Origin of the sequence: Paenibacillus sp. PsM32 (assembly GCF_030433815.1) — a bacterium.
Taxonomy (GTDB): Bacteria; Bacillota; Bacilli; order Paenibacillales; family Paenibacillaceae; genus Saccharibacillus; species Saccharibacillus kyungheensis.
Map to the genome: position 1 here is coordinate 292,651 of NZ_JARUWY010000001.1, position 20,686 is coordinate 313,336.

Genomic DNA, 20,686 nt, shown 5'->3' on the forward strand with positions numbered 1-20,686 from the left:
AAGCTCCTTTCATTACATGATTATCAGCTTATATATGTTCAACAGTACACTGATCCAATTGTACCCATAAGTTCTGTTCATCGTACCCGCTCACTTTACCTGCTATTACAATCCCTATTCCAAGCGGAAGTCCATCAATCTGTTCAGGTAACATCGCTCGATCTGCAATAGCATACGTATGCTCATCCAACTGAATAACACATCCTTGCGGATAGAACATGCGTAATACTCCTGTTACTGAATCACCGGGTAGATACTGCTGTTTGTAATAATCCCACTGTTTGCGATATTTGGAGATCGCTGATTCCCAGGCAATTTCAAATTCAACCACACCGATCTTTTCATCAGGTTCGTATTCAACTTCTGCTTCAGCGAGCATAAAATCAGGAGCAATAGACACTTTGGAATCTGTGTCTGTCACTACAATTTGGCGATAAGCAATCTGTTGATCATCCAATTCAAAATAATACATTTCATCTTCAAAAAATGATTTGATATACTCCACAAATCTATCCTCCTTATTCCAAGTACTCCATACAGTCCTGTAACGTATTTTGCATATCTGGATCAGTGGTATGACGTGAGATATTTTCAAATATAGGTAGAGCTTGCTTTAGAAGGAGATAACTGTAGACATAATAATTGAAAAAGACTTCTGAATCATATCCACGAGGTTCTTCATTTTCCCACTCTAATTCATCGTCTTGATCATCTTGATCCCAAAGATACACTTCTTCTAATAAAAGAGGCATCGTCTCCAATGTCTGCTCCGTATCTTCCAACTGTTCATGTTCAGAAAGAGCTTCTATCACTCCTTCATACAAATCGATCTCTACTACACTGACTTCATCTGGCGATTGAAGAGATAATTCTTTTAACAAAAAGAATAGTATCCATGGGGTAACCTGCCATAATGTCAATTGATGTTCTACGATATTGGACAGACCACTATAATTTCTTTTAGCGATCATTTGAGGGACTTCTGTGGCTCTCCCATAAGGCGTAGTGATCCGATTCCATGGAATGTCTTGAATCGTTAATTGATCCAAAGAAACTGTCATTTGACCTCTCCTTTCTCCACTTGCTTTATCTGTGTATAGAATTGTAGATATTTGTGATCAAATCCTTGAAAAGCACGTGCTCCCCCGAATTGATGCGCTTGTTCAAACCATGTATATGCGTCAGACGTAGCACCTGTTTCATAACAGGTTATACCGACATTAATTTTGGCTGAAGTATGTCTGGGATTATCTTTTACCGCTTCTACAGCAATCAACGCCCATTCGTGAGCCTGTTGATAATCTTGGCGATCCATATAGATGCTCATTTTACAAGAAGCAATCCACTCAGTAAGATCCCAATGCACTATAGGCTCTGGAAGCAACTCCCAAGCCTCTGTATATTTGTCTAACGCTTGCTCCCATTTGTGATCTTGATGCAACCGATTTCCTTGTTCTACAATAAACACAATTTGATCAGATAGCGGTTGATTATAATCTTCTAAATTAGGCACATTTCAGCCCCCTTTATACCTTGCATATCAATATTCATTCGAAGTTCCTCATCTGAAATCTACTGTCACTTTCAACTCACCTTATGATTTGAATTCGGCTTTGATTCCGCCACAGAAGAAACTTCCTGACATCCCTTGTGCAGCTTCAATATCAACCACCATTAATGTCTCATCATAGCGAAAATCCATTTCAGCGATTTCATTTTTTTCTACATCCGGTGCAGAAAATTCAATCTCTGTCGCTTCTAAAAACGTAAGCTTGATTGTATGATCTGCAAAAGGTTCTGCCAATTGAACATCTAACTCTACCTGATCTTTGCCAATATGATGATCGGTAATGACTCCATGTTCAAAATCAGGGAAATGACCCAATGTTGCAATAATATCTTTGCTACCTACAATCGATACGGTTGGCGAAAATGCCAATTGAATCACAATTTGGTCGCCCCATTCTAGCGGCTCATCTGTTGAAATGTATAATTGAATATGATCTGCTGTTAATTCACGTACACTTGCTACAACATAATCACCCGCAGATACCATCACTACATCGTGTGGATCAAAAGGTAATGGTTGTTCAGACGTATAATAAAGTGTGAATACCTTGTTATTTTGTTCAACTTTTTGAATATGTAATTGCATGTTGTAATGCCTCCTAGTAAACTAAATAAAATCAAAATTATCGTATCCCTTACATGAGTCAGGTGATATAATAATAAATTATACTAAAAAACAATGCTTTATTGACACCCCACTTCACAAATGATTAACGAAACACTAAAAAACAAGTATTCATTTTTTTGCACAAATGAAGGAGGACTCCCCATTATGTCAAAGTCCATATCGATTTTCGACACTACGCTTCGTGATGGTACTCAAGGTGAAGGGATCAGCTTGTCCGCAGATGACAAACTCAAAATTGCCAAAAAACTTGATGAGCTTGGTGTTCATTATATTGAAGGCGGTATTCCAGGCAGTAATGGTAAAGACATCGAGTTTTTCAAACGAGTACAAACACTTGGACTGAACGCCAAAATCACAGCATTTGGTAGTACACGTCGCAAGGGGAGTGTTGCCCATCAGGACGATAACCTCAAACGGATGATTGAATCAGGTGCACAAGCAGCTACATTGGTCGGTAAATCATGGGATTTCCATGTGCATACTGCACTTCAGACGACACTCGAAGAAAATCTAGCGATGATAGCAGACTCGATCTCCTACATGAAGCAACAAGGCATGGAACTGATTTTTGATGCCGAGCATTTTTTTGATGGATACAAAAACAATCCTGAATATGCTGTATCCGTATTGCGCACTGCGCGTGAAGCTGGTGCTGATTGGTTGACTATGTGCGATACGAATGGTGGTACACTTCCTCATGAAATTTATGAAATCGTATCCAGATTAAATCTTGAACTAGGCGGCGCTCCTCTAGGAATTCATACACATAACGATTGCGAACTAGCTGTAGCTAATACATTAAGCGCTGTTCAAGCCGGAGCAAGACAAATTCAGGGTACGATGAATGGATATGGTGAGCGTTGTGGTAATGCTAATCTGTGTTCGATCTTACCAACATTACAGTTGAAAATGGATTACACCTGCATCAGCAATGATCAATTGTCTCAACTTACCAACACCGCACGATATGTCAGTGAAATTGCGAATGTGCATATGCCTGTGAATCAGCCTTATGTAGGTAATGCTGCATTTGCTCACAAAGGTGGCATACATGTTTCCGCTATTTTGCGTGATTCTAGAACGTATGAGCATATCGAACCTGAGAAAATCGGTAACAAACAACGTATTCTCGTCTCTGAATTAGCAGGTCAAAGCAATATCCTTTCCAAAGCAAAAGAAATGGATCTAATCCTTGACCCTGAAAATGAAAACACCAAACAGATCATCGGTAAAATCAAAGATCTGGAGCATCAAGGATATCAATTTGAAGGTGCAGACGCTTCTCTTGAATTGCTGTTACGTGAAGCTAATGGTGAGATCAAAGAGTTATTTGTTTTTGAATCTTTCAAAATGTTAGTCGAAAAAAATGCAGGGTCTGCTGTTGTGTCTGAAGCTTTTGTCAAACTCAGAATCGGCGGAGAAAGTATCTATACAGCCGCAGAAGGTAATGGACCTGTAAATGCACTGGATAATGCACTTCGTAAAGCTTTGGTTGAACATTATCCGAATTTGCGTGAAATGCATCTATCCGATTATAAAGTTCGTGTATTGGATGAAGCCGACGCAACCGCTTCTAAAGTTCGTGTATTGATCGAATCGCAGAATTTGAGCAACACATGGAGTACGGTCGGCGTATCTGCTAACGTTATCGAAGCCAGTTGGGAAGCATTGGTAGACAGTATTCGTTATGCATTGATTGGTCAAGCTTTACCGGATCAGAGTGTCTCGAATGGCCCTTCTGTTCATGGGATCGTTAATCATTAATTATGAATGTACGTATCTTCAAGATAACTTCGCACTGTAATGCTTCATAGCGTTACAAGACGTTATTAAAGGCTCTCATTATGATAAGCTACTATGTCGTATGCCTGTAATCGATATCTGTATTTAGAATTTATAATTTGTATAATTTATATCAAAATAAGGTTCTGGATCGTATATCTTTTTGAGATATGCTTCTAGAACCTTATTTTATGACTTCCTTCTAATGATAATGACTATACACAACACAATAAAAAAAGTGACTCCCCATAGCGTATGGAGAGTCTAATAAAGAGAGGGGTAAATACAATGGCAGACCTGCTGTGCACTGATAGAGAAACTACCATTTTTATTCGTCCAACAGCCCTACAGCTACTGACCGACCATATGAATAGCTCTCTATCCTCAGAAGTCTGCGGGGTCTTGCTCGGTAGAAAAGCAGCGGGCGGTATGCGCATCGAATCCTATCGGAAGTTACGCAACGTTGCACCTGACCCGCTGCACCACTTCCTTTTTGACCCTATTGAATGGGTTCAATGTTGTTATCAAGAGTCTGATCTGATCGGCATTTTTCACTCTCACCCTTTGTCAGCTCCAATTCCTTCGTCAACCGATCTTCATCAGTTACAGTCATTTGGTGCTTTGACTCCTATCTATCTGATAGGATCACCCTCTACTTCCTGGGTAGATCATAGACAAGTGCTGAATCAGCAATGGATATCGAATATGCATCAACATTATTCAGACGACGTATATCCTGAGCATACGCAACCTTTTACGATAGCAGGTTATTATGCAATCCCTACTTCGCTAACAGATACCAATACATCCCAACTGCCTTGGTATACATTGCAATCTTCTACATTACAATTATTTTAAATCATACTGACTTTTTGAAATCAATCTTAAAAATTACTCAAATAAGCATACAAATCTTCCAGTGTATCCACCTGTTTGTGACGCATTAGACGAAGATACTCTCCCCATAAAGATGCCGTCATTTTGGCATCTTCTAGTGCATGATGGCGAAGTGTAATTGGAATACGTGCTTCTTCCAATAATTCATCTAATCCGTAACTACCAAGTGAAGGCTTGAGCCATTTACCAATCATCATGGTATCCAGTATCCGATGTGTTAATTGAATTTTGGATGTTTTCCACAATGCTGCATTTAGAAATGCTTTATCATGACCTGTACCATGAGCGATCAATACCGATCTCCCGACAAAAGCCATAAAATCATGCAAACCATCTATCAACGATGGTGCTCCTTCAATCATTTCCTGGGTAATACCAGTAAGTTCTGTAATATTCTCAGGTACACTTGTTTTGGCATTGACCAAAGTATAAAAGTGTCCGTCTGTTACTTGGTCACCGATCATTTTGACTGCTCCAAACGATAATATTTCATCTCCATGTTGCGCATGAAATCCCGTCGTCTCCAAATCGAAAACGACGGTTTCTAGCTTGTTCAGTGGCATATACAATACTTCAGGGCGACGCTGTTCACGAGAAAGAGATCTTATAAATGCCATTTGCTGTGCAGAAGGCGCACCGAATACGGAAGCAATAGCAGATGGAACCCCACCACTACGCAGACTTCTCCAAAAACCATTGTTCGCTGTTTTCACTGGCTCTTTCATAAGCGTCTCCTTTCTAAAAAGCGTAATTGCCGTTGAAGCACACGATGTGCTTTTTTAACCGTTCCCAGACTATCTCGAAGCTCATGAAAAAACGGTCGTTGTTTCCAATCTTTTTGGGGCATAAATCCAGTACTAATATACAATCCATCGACTATTTGTACAGGCGTTGAATTGCGCATACGAAGTGCTGTCAAAAAAGCTTCTTGCATCATTTCAAGCAATGATAACGTAGCCGCTTCTAATTGGATTAATCGCTCTAATCGCTTCAATGTAGACGATTCATAGATACCATGCTGTAACGCCAGATAGCGTGATGCATTTACGAGTGGAATATAGATACCATATTTCACATCAAAATCACCTGCATGTTCTCCAAATCGTTCTGCAACCACCTGACCTAATACATTAAGTGTAGCTTTGTGACGAACCGTATTACGAAGTACCGCCGCAGGCAACTGTGGTGTTTCTTTCACACCGCTATATAATGTATCTAACCATGCCGCTGAAAGTTCTTCATCGCCTGCCATATGACGCATATCCGAAGCGATAATCCAATTGCGAACAGGTTCCCAGCTCAGATCATTACGCCAACTATTCAATTGCGTACGCCAATCGGTTAGTGTTTTGCGCCACATCGGTTCAGAGCACATGACTTTACCCTGACATTTCTCATACCCTATAGCTTCTAATATATCGGCAAGCATACTTCCAAATTGCTTAAAATAAGTCTCTTTGCCCTCATGAGGTTCATCACTTATGATCAATCCGTTATCTTGATCACTCCACAATGTGGATTCCAATCTCCCTGCGCTACCGAAAACAATAAAAGAATATGCAACAGGAGGCGGACCGTAGCCCGCCTCACTCAATTGTTTTTCACAAATGATAACTGCCTGTTGCATCACATGATCGTGCATCTCATTGACCTGCTTCACCCATTGGCGTGTATCGCTATCAGGCAAAGCTTGATACAATTCGGTCTGCATCGATATGCGCTTTTCTTTCAATAATTGCGGAGTATCAGCATCGGCAAGATCGCGCAAGGGAAGATCAAAAGAATGTTCATTCATCAGCTTCATCCCCTACTGCTCTTTCTTCATGATGTTGGAGAAAAGAGCGTTATTTGCGCGCGTCTTCGCCTAATGCTCTCATTTGCTCAGGATAACCATAAGAACCATGTTCACTAATATCCAAGCCCATCATTTCTTCTTCTTCAGTAACACGGATACCGTTGATCGACTTCATCACCCATAAGATAAGAAGAGAGATCACTAGAACAAAGATAAATGTACCGATCATACCTAACAACTGAACACCCAACTGATGGAATCCACCACCGTAGAACAATCCTGGCGAACCTACGCCTGTTTTTTCTACTAATTCTGGTGTAGCGAAGAATCCAGTAGATATAGCTCCCCACATCCCTGCAATACCATGTACAGAGAATGCATAGATTGGATCATCGATTCCTGCTTTTTCAAACCATTGTGATGTAAAGAAGGTAACAATACCAGCTACCAGACCAATAACGATTGCTGCCCATACTTCGACAAAAGCACAAGAACCAGTAATTGCTACAAGTGCAGCCAGTACACCATTTAACATACTTGGAATATCTGCTTTACCAAAAACAACCCATGAGATCAATAGAGCGGCTACACCACCCGCTGCTGCTGCAAGGTTAGTCGTTAGCGCAACATAAGTGAAGAATCCATCATTTAATGTAGATAACGCACTACCCGGGTTGAAGCCCATCCATCCGAACCAGAGAATAAATACTCCGACTACAGAATAAATTTGGTTATGACCTGGAATAATGTTAGGCTTACCATCTTTATTGTATTTACCAAGACGTGGTTTAAGCATTAATGTAGCGGCTAGACCTGCTGTTGCACCTGTCAAATGGACAACGGTAGAACCTGCATAATCTTGCATTTCCATAGCGCCTAACCATCCGCCACCCCATACCCAGTGAGCAATGATCGGATAAATAATAACTGTAAATAAAATACCGAAGATAATATACACACTCAACTTCGCACGTTCAGCAAATCCGCCAAAAGCAATTGACAAAGATACTGCTGCAAAGGCAAGATGGAAAAGGAACATCATCGAGATCGGAATACCGAGTCCAGATAGTGCATCAAAGGACCCCATCATTCCTTCACCACTTAAGAAAAATCCTTCATAACCGAAAAATCCATTACCATTACCAAATCCAAGACCAAATCCAAAAGCCCAGAAAGCAATTAGTGCAATACCCAGTGTAAGAATTGTTTTACCTGCAACGTGTCCAGCATTTTTCATACGGACTGAACCTGCTTCTAACAGTGCAAAACCAGCTTGCATGAATAACACCAGTGCGAACGCAAGGAACACGAAGAATGTGTTTAACCCTGTGGATACTTCAGCTGTTGTTACCTCAGCTGCTGCAAAAGCACTTAATGGAAAAGCAAGAAGGGTTGATGCCGCTAACCCCATAACGGCCCATTTTTTTCTCATATAACCCACTCTCCTTATGTAATATTACTTCACATGTCGTGAAATCCTTAATGTCATTATAATCAGAATAATGAAAGAATGACAAGAGTTAATTTTCAATTTTTGAAAATACTTTTTTTGTTACATCTATAGATTCTTTAATTCTTCACCGTTTAACATCGTCAAAGTCTATATTCATCAAGCTTTTGAGCTGTTTAGATGCTAGTTGTGATGATCTTTTTAATATTTATTTTTAATGCCTTTATTTATAGTACTTATATAGTATTCAGATCATTTTCATCTAAATTTAAGGGACAATGGTTATACTCATTGATAAGGTACCTAATCAATAATTACAGAATATGTAAAAGTAAGCATAACGTGAAACTGTATGGTTTGACTGTAACGTTTGTATTCCTGTAATATAAACAAACAGGATGCAAACTCAAGGGATCCTGTTTTGATCATGACTATAAATGGGGGTGGATACCTTGGGGATATGAAGCTTTACCGGATTGGCGAATTAGCCAAGACTGCCGGTATTAGTGAGCGAACAGTAGATTACTATACAAAGCTCGGATTAATACAACCAGAAAGTCGTTCCTTAAAAAACTATAGGCTCTATAGTTTTGAAACCTTAACACGCTTGGAACGTATAACAAAGTTAAAGCAGGATAAATACACTCTTGATGAAATTAGAGATAAATTGCACGCCTGGGATCGGGTTTCAGACGAAGAACAGGTTACGCAGCGACTTACCGAGTTGGAACAACACATGCTTCAATTACAACGTGAAGTACGTGAACTCGAACCTTTACTTTCGCAAATGAAGCCTAATCAAGCCAAACGTGCATTTGTTAATCTGATTCCTCAAAGTGCCGCCTGTATCGAGGCGTTAAAATTCCTGCTAGGTCAAAGTTCAGGCATGATGTAATTTGTCTATACTATGGAGGAATGAGAAATGAGTATTAATGCTTTCTTTTGGATCTTAATTATTCTTGCGTTTGGATTAACCATCTGGGCACAATTTAGAGTTAAAGGTACATTTAAGAAATATTCCCAAGTACCCAATGCACGAGGTCTTACCGGCTATGAAGCAGCTCGTCATATGTTAGATAGTAACGGTCTACAAGATGTTCCTATCGAACCTGTACGTGGCTCGCTAAGCGACCATTATGATCCTGTTCATCGGGTGGTACGTCTTTCTGAAGATGTATATTACCAAAACAGTATTTCGGCTGTATCTGTAGCTTGTCACGAGATTGGTCATGCGATTCAACACAAAACGCATTATCCAATGCTTGCACTTCGTCACCGTATCTTCCCGGTTGTTAATTTCACATCCGGTATCGCACCATTCTTAATTATTGCAGGTGCTATTTTCAGTTCATTTAGTCTTTTGGGACTTGGTATTATCTTCTTCTCGGCTGCTGTTGTATTCCAATTGGTTACTTTACCTGTTGAGTTTAACGCTAGTAATCGTGCGAGAGATATTATGGTTGCTGAAGGTTATGTGACTAACGAAGAAGAACGTAGTGTTGGTAAAGTATTGAATGCTGCTGCTCTTACGTATGTAGCTGCTGCATTGCTATCTGTACTTGAATTGTTACGTCTTGTATTTATGTTCGCTGGTAACCGCGACTAATATAACAATATCGTGATCCTACGAATCATACAAAATCGCAAATCGATTTAAAAAAACCCACTTTTGTTTAAACAAAAGTGGGTTTTCTTATTTATTATTTTATTTTTTAACATTGCTGGTTAATTATATCTGTATAAATTGTATATTTTATTCAGCCTTATTATAAACAACAGTACACTTTATTGATTTTCACATTGCTTATGCCTCTATCTACACCTTAGTGAATGTTACATCCATCCATTGTGCAGATACTATTAAACATTATTCAATCTTGTTCTGATTTTCTTGTTCAGACAGTGCTTTGGCATACGCTTCTGCTAGACGTCTCCATCTTCCTCGCAAGCCAGTTAATCTCAACATCAATCCGTAAATAAAGAATCCTGCTATTAACCCACCTACATGCGCCCAGATGCCGATACCAGGAACAACAAAGGTGAAAATAAGCCCTAGTACCAAAATCGTGTACATCGTCTTACGAGAAGCCTCATCCATAATCTGACGCTGGAACAACGCTATATACAAAAATGCTCCATAGATGCCATAGATTGCTCCTGAAGCACCAACAGCTACCACACTATTACCGGATTGTTGATATAATTCCAAACTGATTACATTTCCGATAATACCACTCGCCATATATAGAACCACATAACGCCAGCTTCCAATTAAACGTTCTAATGGAGGCGCAAATACAATCAGTCCAAAGCTATTTGATAACAAATGACTGAATCCATTATGCAAAAATATAGCTGTAATGACTCTCCACCATTGATCATACATAGGTACATTTGTGACAGCACCATAATCGGCTAGCGTCTGTGGATTCGTAGAACCACCGTTAAAGCTCAAAAAGATAAACACTGCCAGATTAATCAATAAAATCAACGAAGTGACTGGATAATACCGTAAAAAACTTTTCCAATTCTCATAACGGACAAATAACATAAGATCTTCCTTTACTGAATATAATAGTGAATCGCATTTTTGATTTATTACCCTTACTCTATTATAATGAATTCTGGTTACGATTGCGAAATGATAGCAATGAATAAGGAGGCAATATGATATGGTACAAGAACGTACAGGTGTAGCTACTTTCAAAGGAAATCCTATTACACTTATTGGGCCTGAACTTAAAGTAGGCGATCAAGCGCCTGACTTCAATCTTAGTAAAAACCTACTTGAACAATCCACACTTAGCGATTATGCAGGTAAAGTAAAACTAATCAGTGTTGTTCCTTCTTTGGATACAGGTGTATGTGATGCACAGACACGTCGTTTTAATGAAGCCGCTTCTGAACTTGGTGACGATGTAATTGTGCTGACCATCAGTGCTGATCTTCCATTTGCTCAAGCACGCTGGTGTGGTGCCGCTGGAGTAGATCGAGTGATCACATTATCCGATTATCGTGATAATTCATTTGGTAAAGATTATGGTGTATTGATTAAAGAATTTGTGATCGATATGCGTTCTATTTTTGTGATTGATCAAAATGATGTTATTCAATACGTTGAATATTTACCAGAAATGGCAGAACATCCAGACTATGATCAAGCTGTGGAAGCTGTAAAAAATCTACTATAGTATTATTATGATAGGTTGTACGCTAAAAGTGCTAATTCTTAGTATTACGATACAATCTCGGTAACGTTCCAAAAAAAGAAGCTTCCTTTTCACATATGATGTGAGTAGGAAGCTTCTTTCTAAATAGTATACCAAATACGTATGTATGAAGCATCTGGCTTCATTAAGTACTGGTTGTTTTGTATTGTGCTAGTTTTTTATCCAAAGAACCAAAAAGATTCAGGATGTTGCGATAATTCGCTCCCAGATCACCTAATGATCCACGAGAAGCTGAATAAATATCGATCGCACTACGCACAGGGCTTACCGATACAATCGATACCGTAATATCCATTGTGCGTCCAAAACCTGTTTTTTTCTCCAGTATAATTTCGCCTACACTTGGAACCTCATGTAATACTTTATAACCCGGAATTTTTTTGAGTGTTGAAGAAACCTCTTCCCATGCTCTTTCGCGGGATAGATTGTAATATCTTGTTTTCATTTGAGGATCTTTGGCACGATCGCCAGTTCCTTCTTGGCTACGTATAATCCCCACTAATGTTCTTTTTAACGACAAGATTTTTCCTCCTTTACATGTAAAGCCTACCTTATTCTAAGTGTATCATTAGTATATGAATAATAAAACTAATATTATGTAAGCGCACACGAAAAACGCCCTATTCTATCAATTCTGATTCAGAACTGTAGCTAGAGCGCTCTCGTATTCAATGTTTCGATCATTCACATTACACCAACTTCTTGCTTACTGATGAATCTACTAAAAAGTCCCGCATATGCCGTCTGATTACATTGTCTTCGAACCTGCGTAGCAGGTGGGTGATCGCAAAACTGTTTTTGAAGTCCCCGCATCCAATGGATAGGGCTGGTCAGCTACAGTTCAATTTGAATCTCCCAAGACATTGTTATTGGTTCAAAACAACAGATAATCAAAACGTACATTGCAGGATGTAAATTCATTATAAACCTGGTAGGGAGAAATGTAAACCTTTACACCAATTTTTTCCTGATACCTATTTTTATACCATAATACAGAGGGAAATCGATAGATAATCCGTGTATTGTTTTCGCTATGTTAACGTTCTTTATTTTTGGTCAAACTTTTTTTGACGTTCTCGTTCATCGAAGTAGGCTGTTTTTCAACATTAATCTGTTGCGCTTGCTCGTTAGGAGACTGATCTCCAATCGCTAATTGTTCGTCTGCTTTTAATTCTTTTTCTTCATCTGCTAGTGCTTGCTTCTCAGACTGTTCTTGCATTTTGAGGAACATGCCATAGAAGTTAAAGAAAGCGAACCAGGCGATACCTGAAGCTAAAAAGAATACAAACAATACCGGATACTTTGTACCGATAAACAACAACGCTACTGTCCCTAGTAATGTAGAGAATAAGCGAAATGGTCTGACGATAGATAGTAAAATTGCATTTTTGATAATATCTTTTAATTTCATATGATAATGAGCAATCATCGCAAAGAAATTAAATAATGATACAAATAATACTAACAAGAAAATTAACATCACAATTCCAAGTAGTTGAAGATTCGGGAATTGGTTCATATAGACGGTATAATCGACATACATAATAATAAACAATAAAGTATAGAAAAATCCGCCTAGCATACTTTGTTTATAATTTTCTTTATATCCTCTAAAGTACGTTTTAAAAACAGATACATCCCCTTCACCCATCACCCATTTACGTACAACGGTAAACAGAGCCGCTGTAGCTGGAAACAAAGTGAACGGTGCCATAATGCCCATTCCCCAATTGGCTTGCAGAATATCATTAGCCGTAAACCCTGGTTGACCGAAAATAAATCGCATGACTAGAAAAAACAAAAATGGTGAAGAACAAATTACCCATAATAGGTTGCTACCTGCCAAGCGCATAATCCACTCGGATAGCCTGTATATTCCACCCATTACCCCTCTAAATTCCAAATCAATTTCCCCCTCACGTCTGCATCAGCATTTGGTTCTATGCCTATTTTCTCTGAACCTACATATATTAAATATACCTAACTCTTCATTATAATACCAGTGCCTATTAAGTATGTACGAGAATTGAAGGTTTCTCCTTCTTGTAAAACAAAAAAAGAAAGTCAGGCGATTAGACCTGACTCTCTTATCTATATTGTATTTATTTTAATTATGCGTTGAAAGAATCGTCACGTTTTGGAGCTGGACGACGGTTTTCGCTGCTAGTTGTACGTGGTTTGTTACGATCACGTCCAGCATCTTTGTTACCTTTGTATCCGCCACCGCTAGAACTTCCGCCGCTGCTGTATCCACCGCGTCCGCCACTGCTGCTGTTGCCTTTGTATCCGCCTGTGCTACTTCCACCACGGTTATAGCTACCACCTGGTTTACGTCCACCAGAGCGAACATCAGGTTTACGACGTTTTGCACGAATTGGATCTTCAGGAGTCAAGTCAACCTGTGCGTCTTTTTTCTCACCAGTTAACAATTTGATTGCTGCTGAAAGCAAGTTCACAGAATCATATTGTTCTAACAATTGGATAGCAATACCTTTGTATTCGTTCAAAGGAGTTGTATCGTCTTGTACTAGCTCAAGCAAGCGCTCAGCTGTAATACGTTGTTTACCTTCAATCGCTTCTGCCAAAGATGGTAGAGGTTTACGCGCGATTTTTTGGTTCGTTACACGCTCGATAAAGTGCAAATGATCTAATTCGCGTGGTGTTACGAAAGAGTAAGCTGCGCCTTCTTTACCAGCACGTCCTGTACGACCGATACGGTGAACATAACTTTCTGGATCTTGTGGCAAGTCAAAGTTAACAACATGAGTTACGCCAGATACATCAAGTCCACGTGCTGCTACGTCTGTAGCAACTAGAACATCAATACTACCATCACGGAATTTACGCATAACGCTATCACGTTGGTTCTGAGACAAGTCACCATGCAAACCGTCTGCTGTATAGCCACGTTTTTGCAAAGCTTCTGCTAACTCATCAACACGACGTTTTGTACGTCCGAAAACGATTGCTAGCTCTGGAGATTCCATATCTAACAAGCGAGACAATGCATCAAATTTTTGACGCTCATTCACTTCGATATAAGATTGATCAATCAAAGGTGCGCTAACGTGTTTTGGAATTACAGAAACATGTTGAGGGTTTTTCAAGAATTGTTGCGCTAAACGCTTGATGTTAGCAGGCATAGTTGCTGAGAACAACATTGTTTGACGCTCTTCTGGAACTTGTTTCAAAATAGATTGGATATCTTCCATGAAACCCATATCAAGCATTTCATCTGCTTCATCCAATACTACAGTTTGTACATCATCTAGTTTGATTGTTTTACGGTTGATATGGTCAAGCAAGCGACCAGGTGTACCGATAATAATTTGAGGTTTCTTTTTCAAAGCGCGGATCTGACGAACGATATCTTGTCCACCGTAGATTGGCAATGAACGGATACCTTTAAAGCGGGATAATTTCTCGATTTCTTCTGCTACCTGGATCGCCAACTCACGAGTTGGTGCCATAATCAATGCTACAATTTTATCTTCCGAACGTTCGATCTTGTTAATAAGGGGTATGCCGAATGCTGCTGTTTTACCTGTACCTGTTTGAGCTTGTCCGATCATGTCACTGCCGCTCATAGCAATTGGAATAGCTTGTGCTTGGATAGGTGTTGATTCTTCAAAACCTAGCTCCATTACCGCTTGTAGTACTTTTTCATCTAACCCGAAATCTGCAAATTTAGTCAAAATATTCGTGCTCCTTCTATATTGTGGACAATCCACCAACTTGTTTGTATTCTTAAGTAGCAAATGAGTAGTATATACCTGCATCGCAGGAGGCCTTGTGGACCGCCACTTATTCTTTTTTTTGTTATGAACTATTGAATAATTCAGTAGTTAGTATAAACTATACCTTTGTTCAATAGTTTCTATGATGAAATAAATCAGTCTTGCGTTTATAGAATAGTCAACATAATTCAGCAAAACATCCCTACTCAAGAATATCTAAATCATTATATCACAAAATACACAATGATTACTAGCTGAATCATAATATAATTACTTTTGTGAAAGATACTTCTTATAAATTAACAGGTATACTTTCCATAACTTACTAACTTACAACCCGAGGTGATTTTTGTGTCAAAAAAAATCGGTGCCCTATTTGTTGTTTTTCTGGGCTCCTTATTCACAGCTGCTGCGTTTAACCTGTTCCTGATTCCCCATCAATTATTAAGTGGTGGTGTATCAGGACTTGCTATGTTAACCGGTTATTTTACACCGCTTAATATTAGTCTGCTTTACTTTGTATACAATATACCTCTTTTGATCGCGGGTTGGTTTTTGCTAGGCAAACGCTATATTTTGCTTAGTATCGTTTCTGTTGCAGCTACCACATGGATGATGACTATTATTCCTGTTGAAGCCGCAGCACCCGATTTATTGTTATCTGCTGTATTTGGTGGTGTATTGATCGGAATAGGAGTTGGTATTTCGTTCCGAGTAGGCGGTTCTTCCGGTGGATTCGATATTCTGGGTTCTATTATTACTCGTTATCGTGATTTCCCTGTTGGTAATGTTATTGTTGGATTAAATGGTCTCGTTGTACTTGCAATGGGTTACTGGTCTAATGACTGGAATATCGCTCTTGCTTCAATGGTATCGATCTACATTGCTGGTAAAGTGCTTGATCTTATTCATGTCAGTCATGTCAAAGTAACACTATTTATCGTATCGAACCATACTGATTTGTTGCTTGAAAAATTAATGCCTCTTCAACGCGGTGTAACTATGATCAAAGCAGAAGGTGCATTTTCTCATACGCCTAAAGATATGCTGATGACAGTAACGACCCGTTATGAATTAGCTGAATTGCGCAGAATTATTAAAGAAACCGATCCTGCTGCTTTTGTTAATATGGTCGAAACCGTTGGAGTTATGGGATCTTTCCGCAAAGGCTAATTGGGATTGATTAGATCTGTATAAAATTTTTATTCGAAAAATGTAAACTATTTTGGTTTTGCTATACACTGAAAGTCGCTTTTTGTCGTAATATATAGTAGACTAAAAACACGCCACCTCTACTTTTTATTATTTGCAGTTTGTGTTCAGTCCCTAACATTTGTTACACAGCCATGCTTTTCCTAAAGTTCTCATCAGAATGATTTCGTTCATTAAGCGTAATGATTCCAGAATAGGAAAGGGTGATTATTGTGGAAATGGAAACGGTCAAATTGTCACAAATCGTCATGAAATGGTTTCCTGATATGATGCCTTCCCTAAAACAGCAAGAATTGAACGCTGTTATCGTTTTACGTGATGGGTTGCGTATTTTGGAACCAGAGGATGCTATGGAAATTATCCACCACAGTATTTGCGAAAATCAAAGCCAGCAATTCATGCAATAAGATTAATTGATAACGATATTAAAAATGTCACTGTTACATCTTTTATAGATGATTGCAGTGGCATTTTTATGTTGTATACTTATATTGGTCATTCACTTGTTTCGCTATGGTTTTACATGTTTAAATAGTGAAGATGGGTATTTTTAGGCACTAACGGTAACAATTATGTTGCTTTACAGTTGATGGACATCCGTTATACTTAAAAAGTAAATCCATTCTGACGTCATGATTATACATACAGAGAAGGAGCTAACACATGGAAATTTTATGGGCAATTATGCTGCTCGCATCGACAACGCTTAGTGGTGGACAAGATGGACAAGCTACAGCTAAGTCCACTACGCTTAAATCCGCTTTGAACCAGGCGGCAATTCACAGTCAATTAAGTAACACAGAGGTAGATGCAGATAATCCTCCTGCCAAAATTGATCCGCAAGTAGATGCGCCTAAAGTAAAAGGTGTCTATGTTACTGCTTATAGTGCTGGTGGTTCGCGTATGACTACCCTGCTTGATCTTTTGGATAAAACAGAGCTAAATGCTATGGTTATTGATCTAAAAGATGACGCTGGATACATAACGTATCAAACTAAAAATGCCAAGTTAAAAGAAATGGGCAGTCCGCAAAAATTTATCGCTGATCCAGACGCTATGATGAAACGCTTGAAAAAACATGATGTTTATCCTATTGCTCGTATCGTAGTATTCAAAGACTCTATCCTTGCCAAAAAACATCCTGAACTTTCTTTTGTTAAAAGCAATGGACAAGTATGGAGTAATGGTAAAGGTGACAACTTCGTAAATCCATATAACAAAGATGTATGGGATTACAATATTGAATTGGCTAAAGAAGCAGCAGCAATGGGCTTCAAAGAAATCCAATTTGATTATGTTCGTTTCCCGGAAGGATTTGAAAATCATGAATCCGAGTTGAAATTTACCAAAACCAAACAATCGCGTGTAGATGTGATTGCTGAATTTGTACAATATGCTCGTAAAGAGCTTGCTCCTTTGGGTGTACGTGTATCTGTAGATATTTTCGGTTATGCGGCTTCTGTACCTGCTGCTGAAGGTATCGGACAAGATTTTGCCAAAATTTCAGAAAATGTAGATGTTATTAGTCCAATGGTCTATCCAAGTCACTATTCTACAGGTTGGTTCGGTGTAAAAGATCCTGACAAAAACCCATATGCAACGATTAAAGGTTCTATGGAAGATACATTGAAAAAGCTGAAACCACTTGGTGATCAGACGCCTATTATCCGTCCATGGATTCAAGACTTTACAGCAAGCTGGTTAGGTAGCGGTCATTATACACAATACGGTGCAAAAGAAGTCAATGACCAGATTCGTGCAATGCATGAAAAAGGAATTGACGAGTATCTATTATGGAATGCCGGTAACCGTTATACCGCTAATGCTAATTATTAATCTTTAATCTGTGCTTTATATACTAGAGCATACGTTATGGATCAGTAAGAACCCGGATCATTGTCCGGGTTCTTTTTTTGTCTATTCAAAAGAAATGATATCCTGTACAATCATTTTTTAATGGACTTATCTGAAAGTTCGTTCAAATACACATAATTGATTATCGTAAATGAGGTTAGCCTATGATTCCTACTGTTACATTGTTGCAGAAGTTCAGTCAGTTTTTGAAAATATTATTTCCTATTCTGATTACCCAGATTGCTTTATCTTTAATGACTTTTTTCGATACGAATATGTCTGGTCATGCCAGTGCAGAAGATTTGGCTGGTGTCGCGATAGGATCGAGTCTGTGGGTTCCGATTCAAGCGGGACTTAGTGGTATTCTAGTAGCAGTGACACCGATTGTGTCACAATTGATCGGTTCGAATCAACGATCCAAAATTAGCTTTAATGTAGTGCAAGCTTTGTTATTATCAGTTGTTGTATCGATTGTCATTCTAATTATCGGTGGATTGTTATTAAATCCAATTCTGGATCTGATGAGTCTAGAACCTTATGTACGTGAAGTGGCTCATGGTTTTATCGTATGTTTATCTACAGGGATTATTCCTTTATTTGCTTACACGGTGCTGCGAAGTTATATCGATGCTCTAGGTCAAACACGATTTTCAATGATGATTACATTATGTGCGTTACCGATCAATGTCGCGATTAATTATTTATTAATTTTTGGTAAATTCGGATTCCCTAAATTAGGCGGAATCGGAGCTGGTGTAGCATCTGCGATCACTTACTGGTGTGTATTTTTGATCGCCGTACTCGTTATACGTATCGCAAAACCTTTTCGCCAAGATCAGTTGTTTAGTAGGTGGCACTCCCCTTCTTTGCAAAATTGGGGCGAAATTTTAAAATTAGGTATTCCGATGGGCTTTGCAATCTTTTTTGAAGTGGCTATTTTTGCTGGAGTCACTTTATTTATGAGCAACTACGATACGATGACGATTGCAGCTCATCAGGCGGCTCAGAACTTTGCTGCAACCCTTTATATGATACCGTTAAGTATTTGTACAGCGTTAACGATTCTAGTCGGTTATGAGGTCGGTGCTAAGCGTCTGAAAGATGCACGGCAATATACAAAGCTTGGTCTTGGCTTAGCGCTTGCTTTGTCATTATGCACCGCTGTGATTCTACTTGCATTTCGTCAATCGGTATCAGCGCTTTACTCTTCTGATCCTGTATTGATTGATCTAATAGCTCATTTTATGATTTATGCTGCTTTTTATCAAATATCAGATGCTATTGCTACGCCTGTACAGGGAGCACTCCGAGGATACAAAGATGTAAATCCTGCTTTCGTTTTAACCTTTATCTCATACTGGATTATAGGATTACCTGTCGGTTACCTGATTGCTAATTATACCGATTATGCTGCTTTTGGATATTGGATTGGTCTCAGTACAGGACTTGCAGTAGGCGCGATCACATTGCTGTCTCGTTTACTATGGGTACAACGACAAGCTATACATTTTGTACCTTCTGAATCTAAATAGTATTACGTCATTTTTGATCTCTATATCAAATCATCGTTGATCACAAAAAACAAAAGCGACATTCTCCTCAATCGGGAAAATGTCGCTTTTCTATTCTTGTCCACTCCAGTCGAAAAGATCAATCTGTTCCATTTCTACTTTCTTTTCTTCTGGAATAGCAGGTATCTCTTGTCCTAACATGCCCATCAATTGTCTGGCGTTATCTGCTGCATCTCCACCAGAATTATTATTGAAAATCACACACACTTCATCCGATTGTTGTTCTAATCGCTGTAAGCGTTCTGCCCATTCTTGTAATTCTGTCTCATTATAGCGATACAGATAACGGACTTCTCGCCAATTCGGTTGACCCGATGAATTCCAGCCTGATTCATTACGGCCATGCATACGCACGACTGTTAATTGACGATCTGTGACTTCTTCTACAATCGGTACAGAACCAATTCCTGCTTGTGGTTCATCGCAGATACTATGAATCCAATTTTCTTTGCGCATGAATTGGATCGTTTTGTCTCGCATTTCAGGTGTGTACCAACTTTGATGACGAAATTCGAGCGCACATGGGTAATCTCCCATCAGTTCACGAATATGTCGAAGTGTTTTGACATTTTCTCGATTACAATCGAACCAGGGTGGAAATTGAAATAGTGCAGCCATCAATTTACCCGCTTGATCCATCGTGCTAATCGATAAGCGAAATGCTTCAAACATTTCGGCTTCACTATCAAAAGGAATCTTGCCACGCGAATGCCCGGTCATACCCTGAAAAGCTTTTACAAGAAAACGAAAAGAACCAGGTGTTTCCTCGGTCCATTTTTCCATATTCCGCCGGGACTGGATCGCATAAAATGAACTATCTACCTCTACGGTGCGGAATAGTGAGCTATAAGTGGGTAATTTGTTCTTATTTGCTTCTTTGGTTAGATAAAGAGAATCATGATCTCCCCATCCGGTTAAACCGACAGTAATCATATGAAAATGAACCTCCTAGCTCTATCGA

21 protein-coding genes and 1 other RNA gene are annotated in these 20,686 nt (G+C 39.0%); 9 read left to right on the forward strand and 13 right to left on the reverse strand.

Going from position 1 to position 20,686, the window contains the following annotated elements:
* Positions 1-28: 28 nt before the first annotated feature.
* From QCD85_RS01420 to QCD85_RS01435, 4 genes are all read right to left on the reverse strand, one after another.
* On the reverse strand, positions 29-505 hold the full coding sequence (locus QCD85_RS01420) for a hypothetical protein (protein ID WP_301261431.1): 477 nt from the start codon (positions 503-505) through the stop codon (positions 29-31).
* Positions 506-518: 13 nt separating this feature from the next.
* Positions 519-1,061, reverse strand: coding sequence for a hypothetical protein (locus QCD85_RS01425; RefSeq protein WP_301261432.1), 543 nt, complete (start codon positions 1,059-1,061; stop codon positions 519-521).
* A complete protein-coding gene (locus QCD85_RS01430; RefSeq protein WP_301261433.1) occupies positions 1,058-1,513 on the reverse strand; it encodes a hypothetical protein in 456 nt (151 codons plus the stop codon). The genes QCD85_RS01425 and QCD85_RS01430 overlap by 4 nt, the downstream gene beginning before the upstream one ends.
* Before the next feature lie 81 nt (positions 1,514-1,594).
* Entirely contained in the window at positions 1,595-2,155 is a 561-nt protein-coding gene (locus QCD85_RS01435) for an Imm50 family immunity protein (RefSeq protein ID WP_301261434.1), read from the reverse strand.
* 186 nt (positions 2,156-2,341) lie between these two features.
* Between QCD85_RS01435 and cimA the strand changes: the two genes are divergently transcribed.
* Together cimA and QCD85_RS01445 are read left to right on the forward strand one after the other, a co-directional pair.
* Positions 2,342-3,961 carry a citramalate synthase gene (gene cimA, locus QCD85_RS01440; RefSeq protein ID WP_301261435.1) on the forward strand — a complete coding sequence of 540 codons (1,620 nt, stop codon included), beginning with the start codon at positions 2,342-2,344 and terminating at the stop codon, positions 3,959-3,961.
* Positions 3,962-4,267: 306 nt separating this feature from the next.
* Positions 4,268-4,837, forward strand: coding sequence for a M67 family metallopeptidase (locus QCD85_RS01445; protein WP_301261436.1), 570 nt, complete (start codon positions 4,268-4,270; stop codon positions 4,835-4,837).
* A gap of 26 nt (positions 4,838-4,863) precedes the next feature.
* Here QCD85_RS01445 and QCD85_RS01450 read toward each other — a convergent pair whose 3' ends face one another.
* Genes QCD85_RS01450 through QCD85_RS01460 form a run of 3 tightly spaced genes read right to left on the reverse strand, consistent with a single transcriptional unit; the run spans position 4,864 to position 8,103 of the window.
* On the reverse strand, positions 4,864-5,601 hold the full coding sequence (locus QCD85_RS01450) for an exonuclease domain-containing protein (RefSeq protein ID WP_301261437.1): 738 nt from the start codon (positions 5,599-5,601) through the stop codon (positions 4,864-4,866).
* Positions 5,598-6,680, reverse strand: coding sequence for a DUF294 nucleotidyltransferase-like domain-containing protein (locus tag QCD85_RS01455; protein WP_441005590.1), 1,083 nt, complete (start codon positions 6,678-6,680; stop codon positions 5,598-5,600). Before QCD85_RS01455 ends, QCD85_RS01450 begins: the two co-directional genes overlap by 4 nt.
* Positions 6,681-6,720: 40 nt before the next feature.
* Complete coding sequence (locus QCD85_RS01460; protein ID WP_301261439.1) at positions 6,721-8,103, reverse strand: ammonium transporter; 1,383 nt, start codon at positions 8,101-8,103, stop codon at positions 6,721-6,723.
* A 478-nt stretch (positions 8,104-8,581) separates the two neighbouring features.
* Between QCD85_RS01460 and QCD85_RS01465 the strand changes: the two genes are divergently transcribed.
* Both QCD85_RS01465 and QCD85_RS01470 read left to right on the forward strand, forming a co-directional pair.
* Entirely contained in the window at positions 8,582-9,016 is a 435-nt protein-coding gene (locus QCD85_RS01465) for a MerR family transcriptional regulator (RefSeq protein WP_204825033.1), read from the forward strand.
* A 27-nt stretch (positions 9,017-9,043) separates the two neighbouring features.
* Entirely contained in the window at positions 9,044-9,727 is a 684-nt protein-coding gene (locus QCD85_RS01470; protein ID WP_301261440.1) for a zinc metallopeptidase, read from the forward strand.
* A gap of 261 nt (positions 9,728-9,988) precedes the next feature.
* Here QCD85_RS01470 and QCD85_RS01475 read toward each other — a convergent pair whose 3' ends face one another.
* On the reverse strand, positions 9,989-10,672 hold the full coding sequence (locus tag QCD85_RS01475) for a rhomboid family intramembrane serine protease (protein WP_273615609.1): 684 nt from the start codon (positions 10,670-10,672) through the stop codon (positions 9,989-9,991).
* A gap of 121 nt (positions 10,673-10,793) precedes the next feature.
* Here QCD85_RS01475 and tpx point away from each other — a divergent pair, with 121 nt between their 5' ends.
* On the forward strand, positions 10,794-11,312 hold the full coding sequence (gene tpx / locus QCD85_RS01480; RefSeq protein WP_301261441.1) for a thiol peroxidase: 519 nt from the start codon (positions 10,794-10,796) through the stop codon (positions 11,310-11,312).
* Between the two features lie 163 nt (positions 11,313-11,475).
* On the opposite strand, the gene QCD85_RS01485 is transcribed toward tpx, so the two are convergent.
* The 4 genes from QCD85_RS01485 to QCD85_RS01500 form a co-directional block, all read right to left on the reverse strand.
* Complete coding sequence (locus QCD85_RS01485) at positions 11,476-11,871, reverse strand: DUF1499 domain-containing protein (protein ID WP_069327075.1); 396 nt, start codon at positions 11,869-11,871, stop codon at positions 11,476-11,478.
* Positions 11,872-12,075: 204 nt separating this feature from the next.
* A non-coding RNA gene (gene ssrS / locus QCD85_RS01490) (6S RNA) lies at positions 12,076-12,265 on the reverse strand.
* A gap of 122 nt (positions 12,266-12,387) precedes the next feature.
* Positions 12,388-13,254 carry a YesL family protein gene (locus QCD85_RS01495; RefSeq protein WP_274170429.1) on the reverse strand — a complete coding sequence of 289 codons (867 nt, stop codon included), beginning with the start codon at positions 13,252-13,254 and terminating at the stop codon, positions 12,388-12,390.
* A 208-nt stretch (positions 13,255-13,462) separates the two neighbouring features.
* A complete protein-coding gene (locus QCD85_RS01500; RefSeq protein ID WP_273615606.1) occupies positions 13,463-15,046 on the reverse strand; it encodes a DEAD/DEAH box helicase in 1,584 nt (527 codons plus the stop codon).
* A 393-nt stretch (positions 15,047-15,439) separates the two neighbouring features.
* On the opposite strand from QCD85_RS01500, the gene QCD85_RS01505 reads away from it, so the two are divergent.
* From QCD85_RS01505 to QCD85_RS01520, 4 genes are all read left to right on the forward strand, one after another.
* A complete protein-coding gene (locus QCD85_RS01505; RefSeq protein ID WP_373461949.1) occupies positions 15,440-16,261 on the forward strand; it encodes a YitT family protein in 822 nt (273 codons plus the stop codon).
* Positions 16,262-16,512: 251 nt separating this feature from the next.
* A complete protein-coding gene (locus QCD85_RS01510; RefSeq protein ID WP_204824744.1) occupies positions 16,513-16,707 on the forward strand; it encodes a hypothetical protein in 195 nt (64 codons plus the stop codon).
* A gap of 256 nt (positions 16,708-16,963) precedes the next feature.
* Positions 16,964-18,136, forward strand: a complete 1,173-nt coding sequence (locus tag QCD85_RS01515) for a putative glycoside hydrolase (protein WP_273615605.1) — start codon at positions 16,964-16,966, stop codon at positions 18,134-18,136.
* A 182-nt stretch (positions 18,137-18,318) separates the two neighbouring features.
* The gene (locus tag QCD85_RS01520; protein WP_301261442.1) at positions 18,319-19,686 is read left to right on the forward strand and encodes an MATE family efflux transporter; all 1,368 of its coding nucleotides are present in this window, start codon (positions 18,319-18,321) and stop codon (positions 19,684-19,686) included.
* 90 nt (positions 19,687-19,776) lie between these two features.
* On the opposite strand, the gene QCD85_RS01525 is transcribed toward QCD85_RS01520, so the two are convergent.
* The gene (locus QCD85_RS01525; RefSeq protein WP_301261443.1) at positions 19,777-20,658 is read right to left on the reverse strand and encodes a DUF72 domain-containing protein; all 882 of its coding nucleotides are present in this window, start codon (positions 20,656-20,658) and stop codon (positions 19,777-19,779) included.
* Between the last annotated feature and the right edge of the window lie 28 nt (positions 20,659-20,686).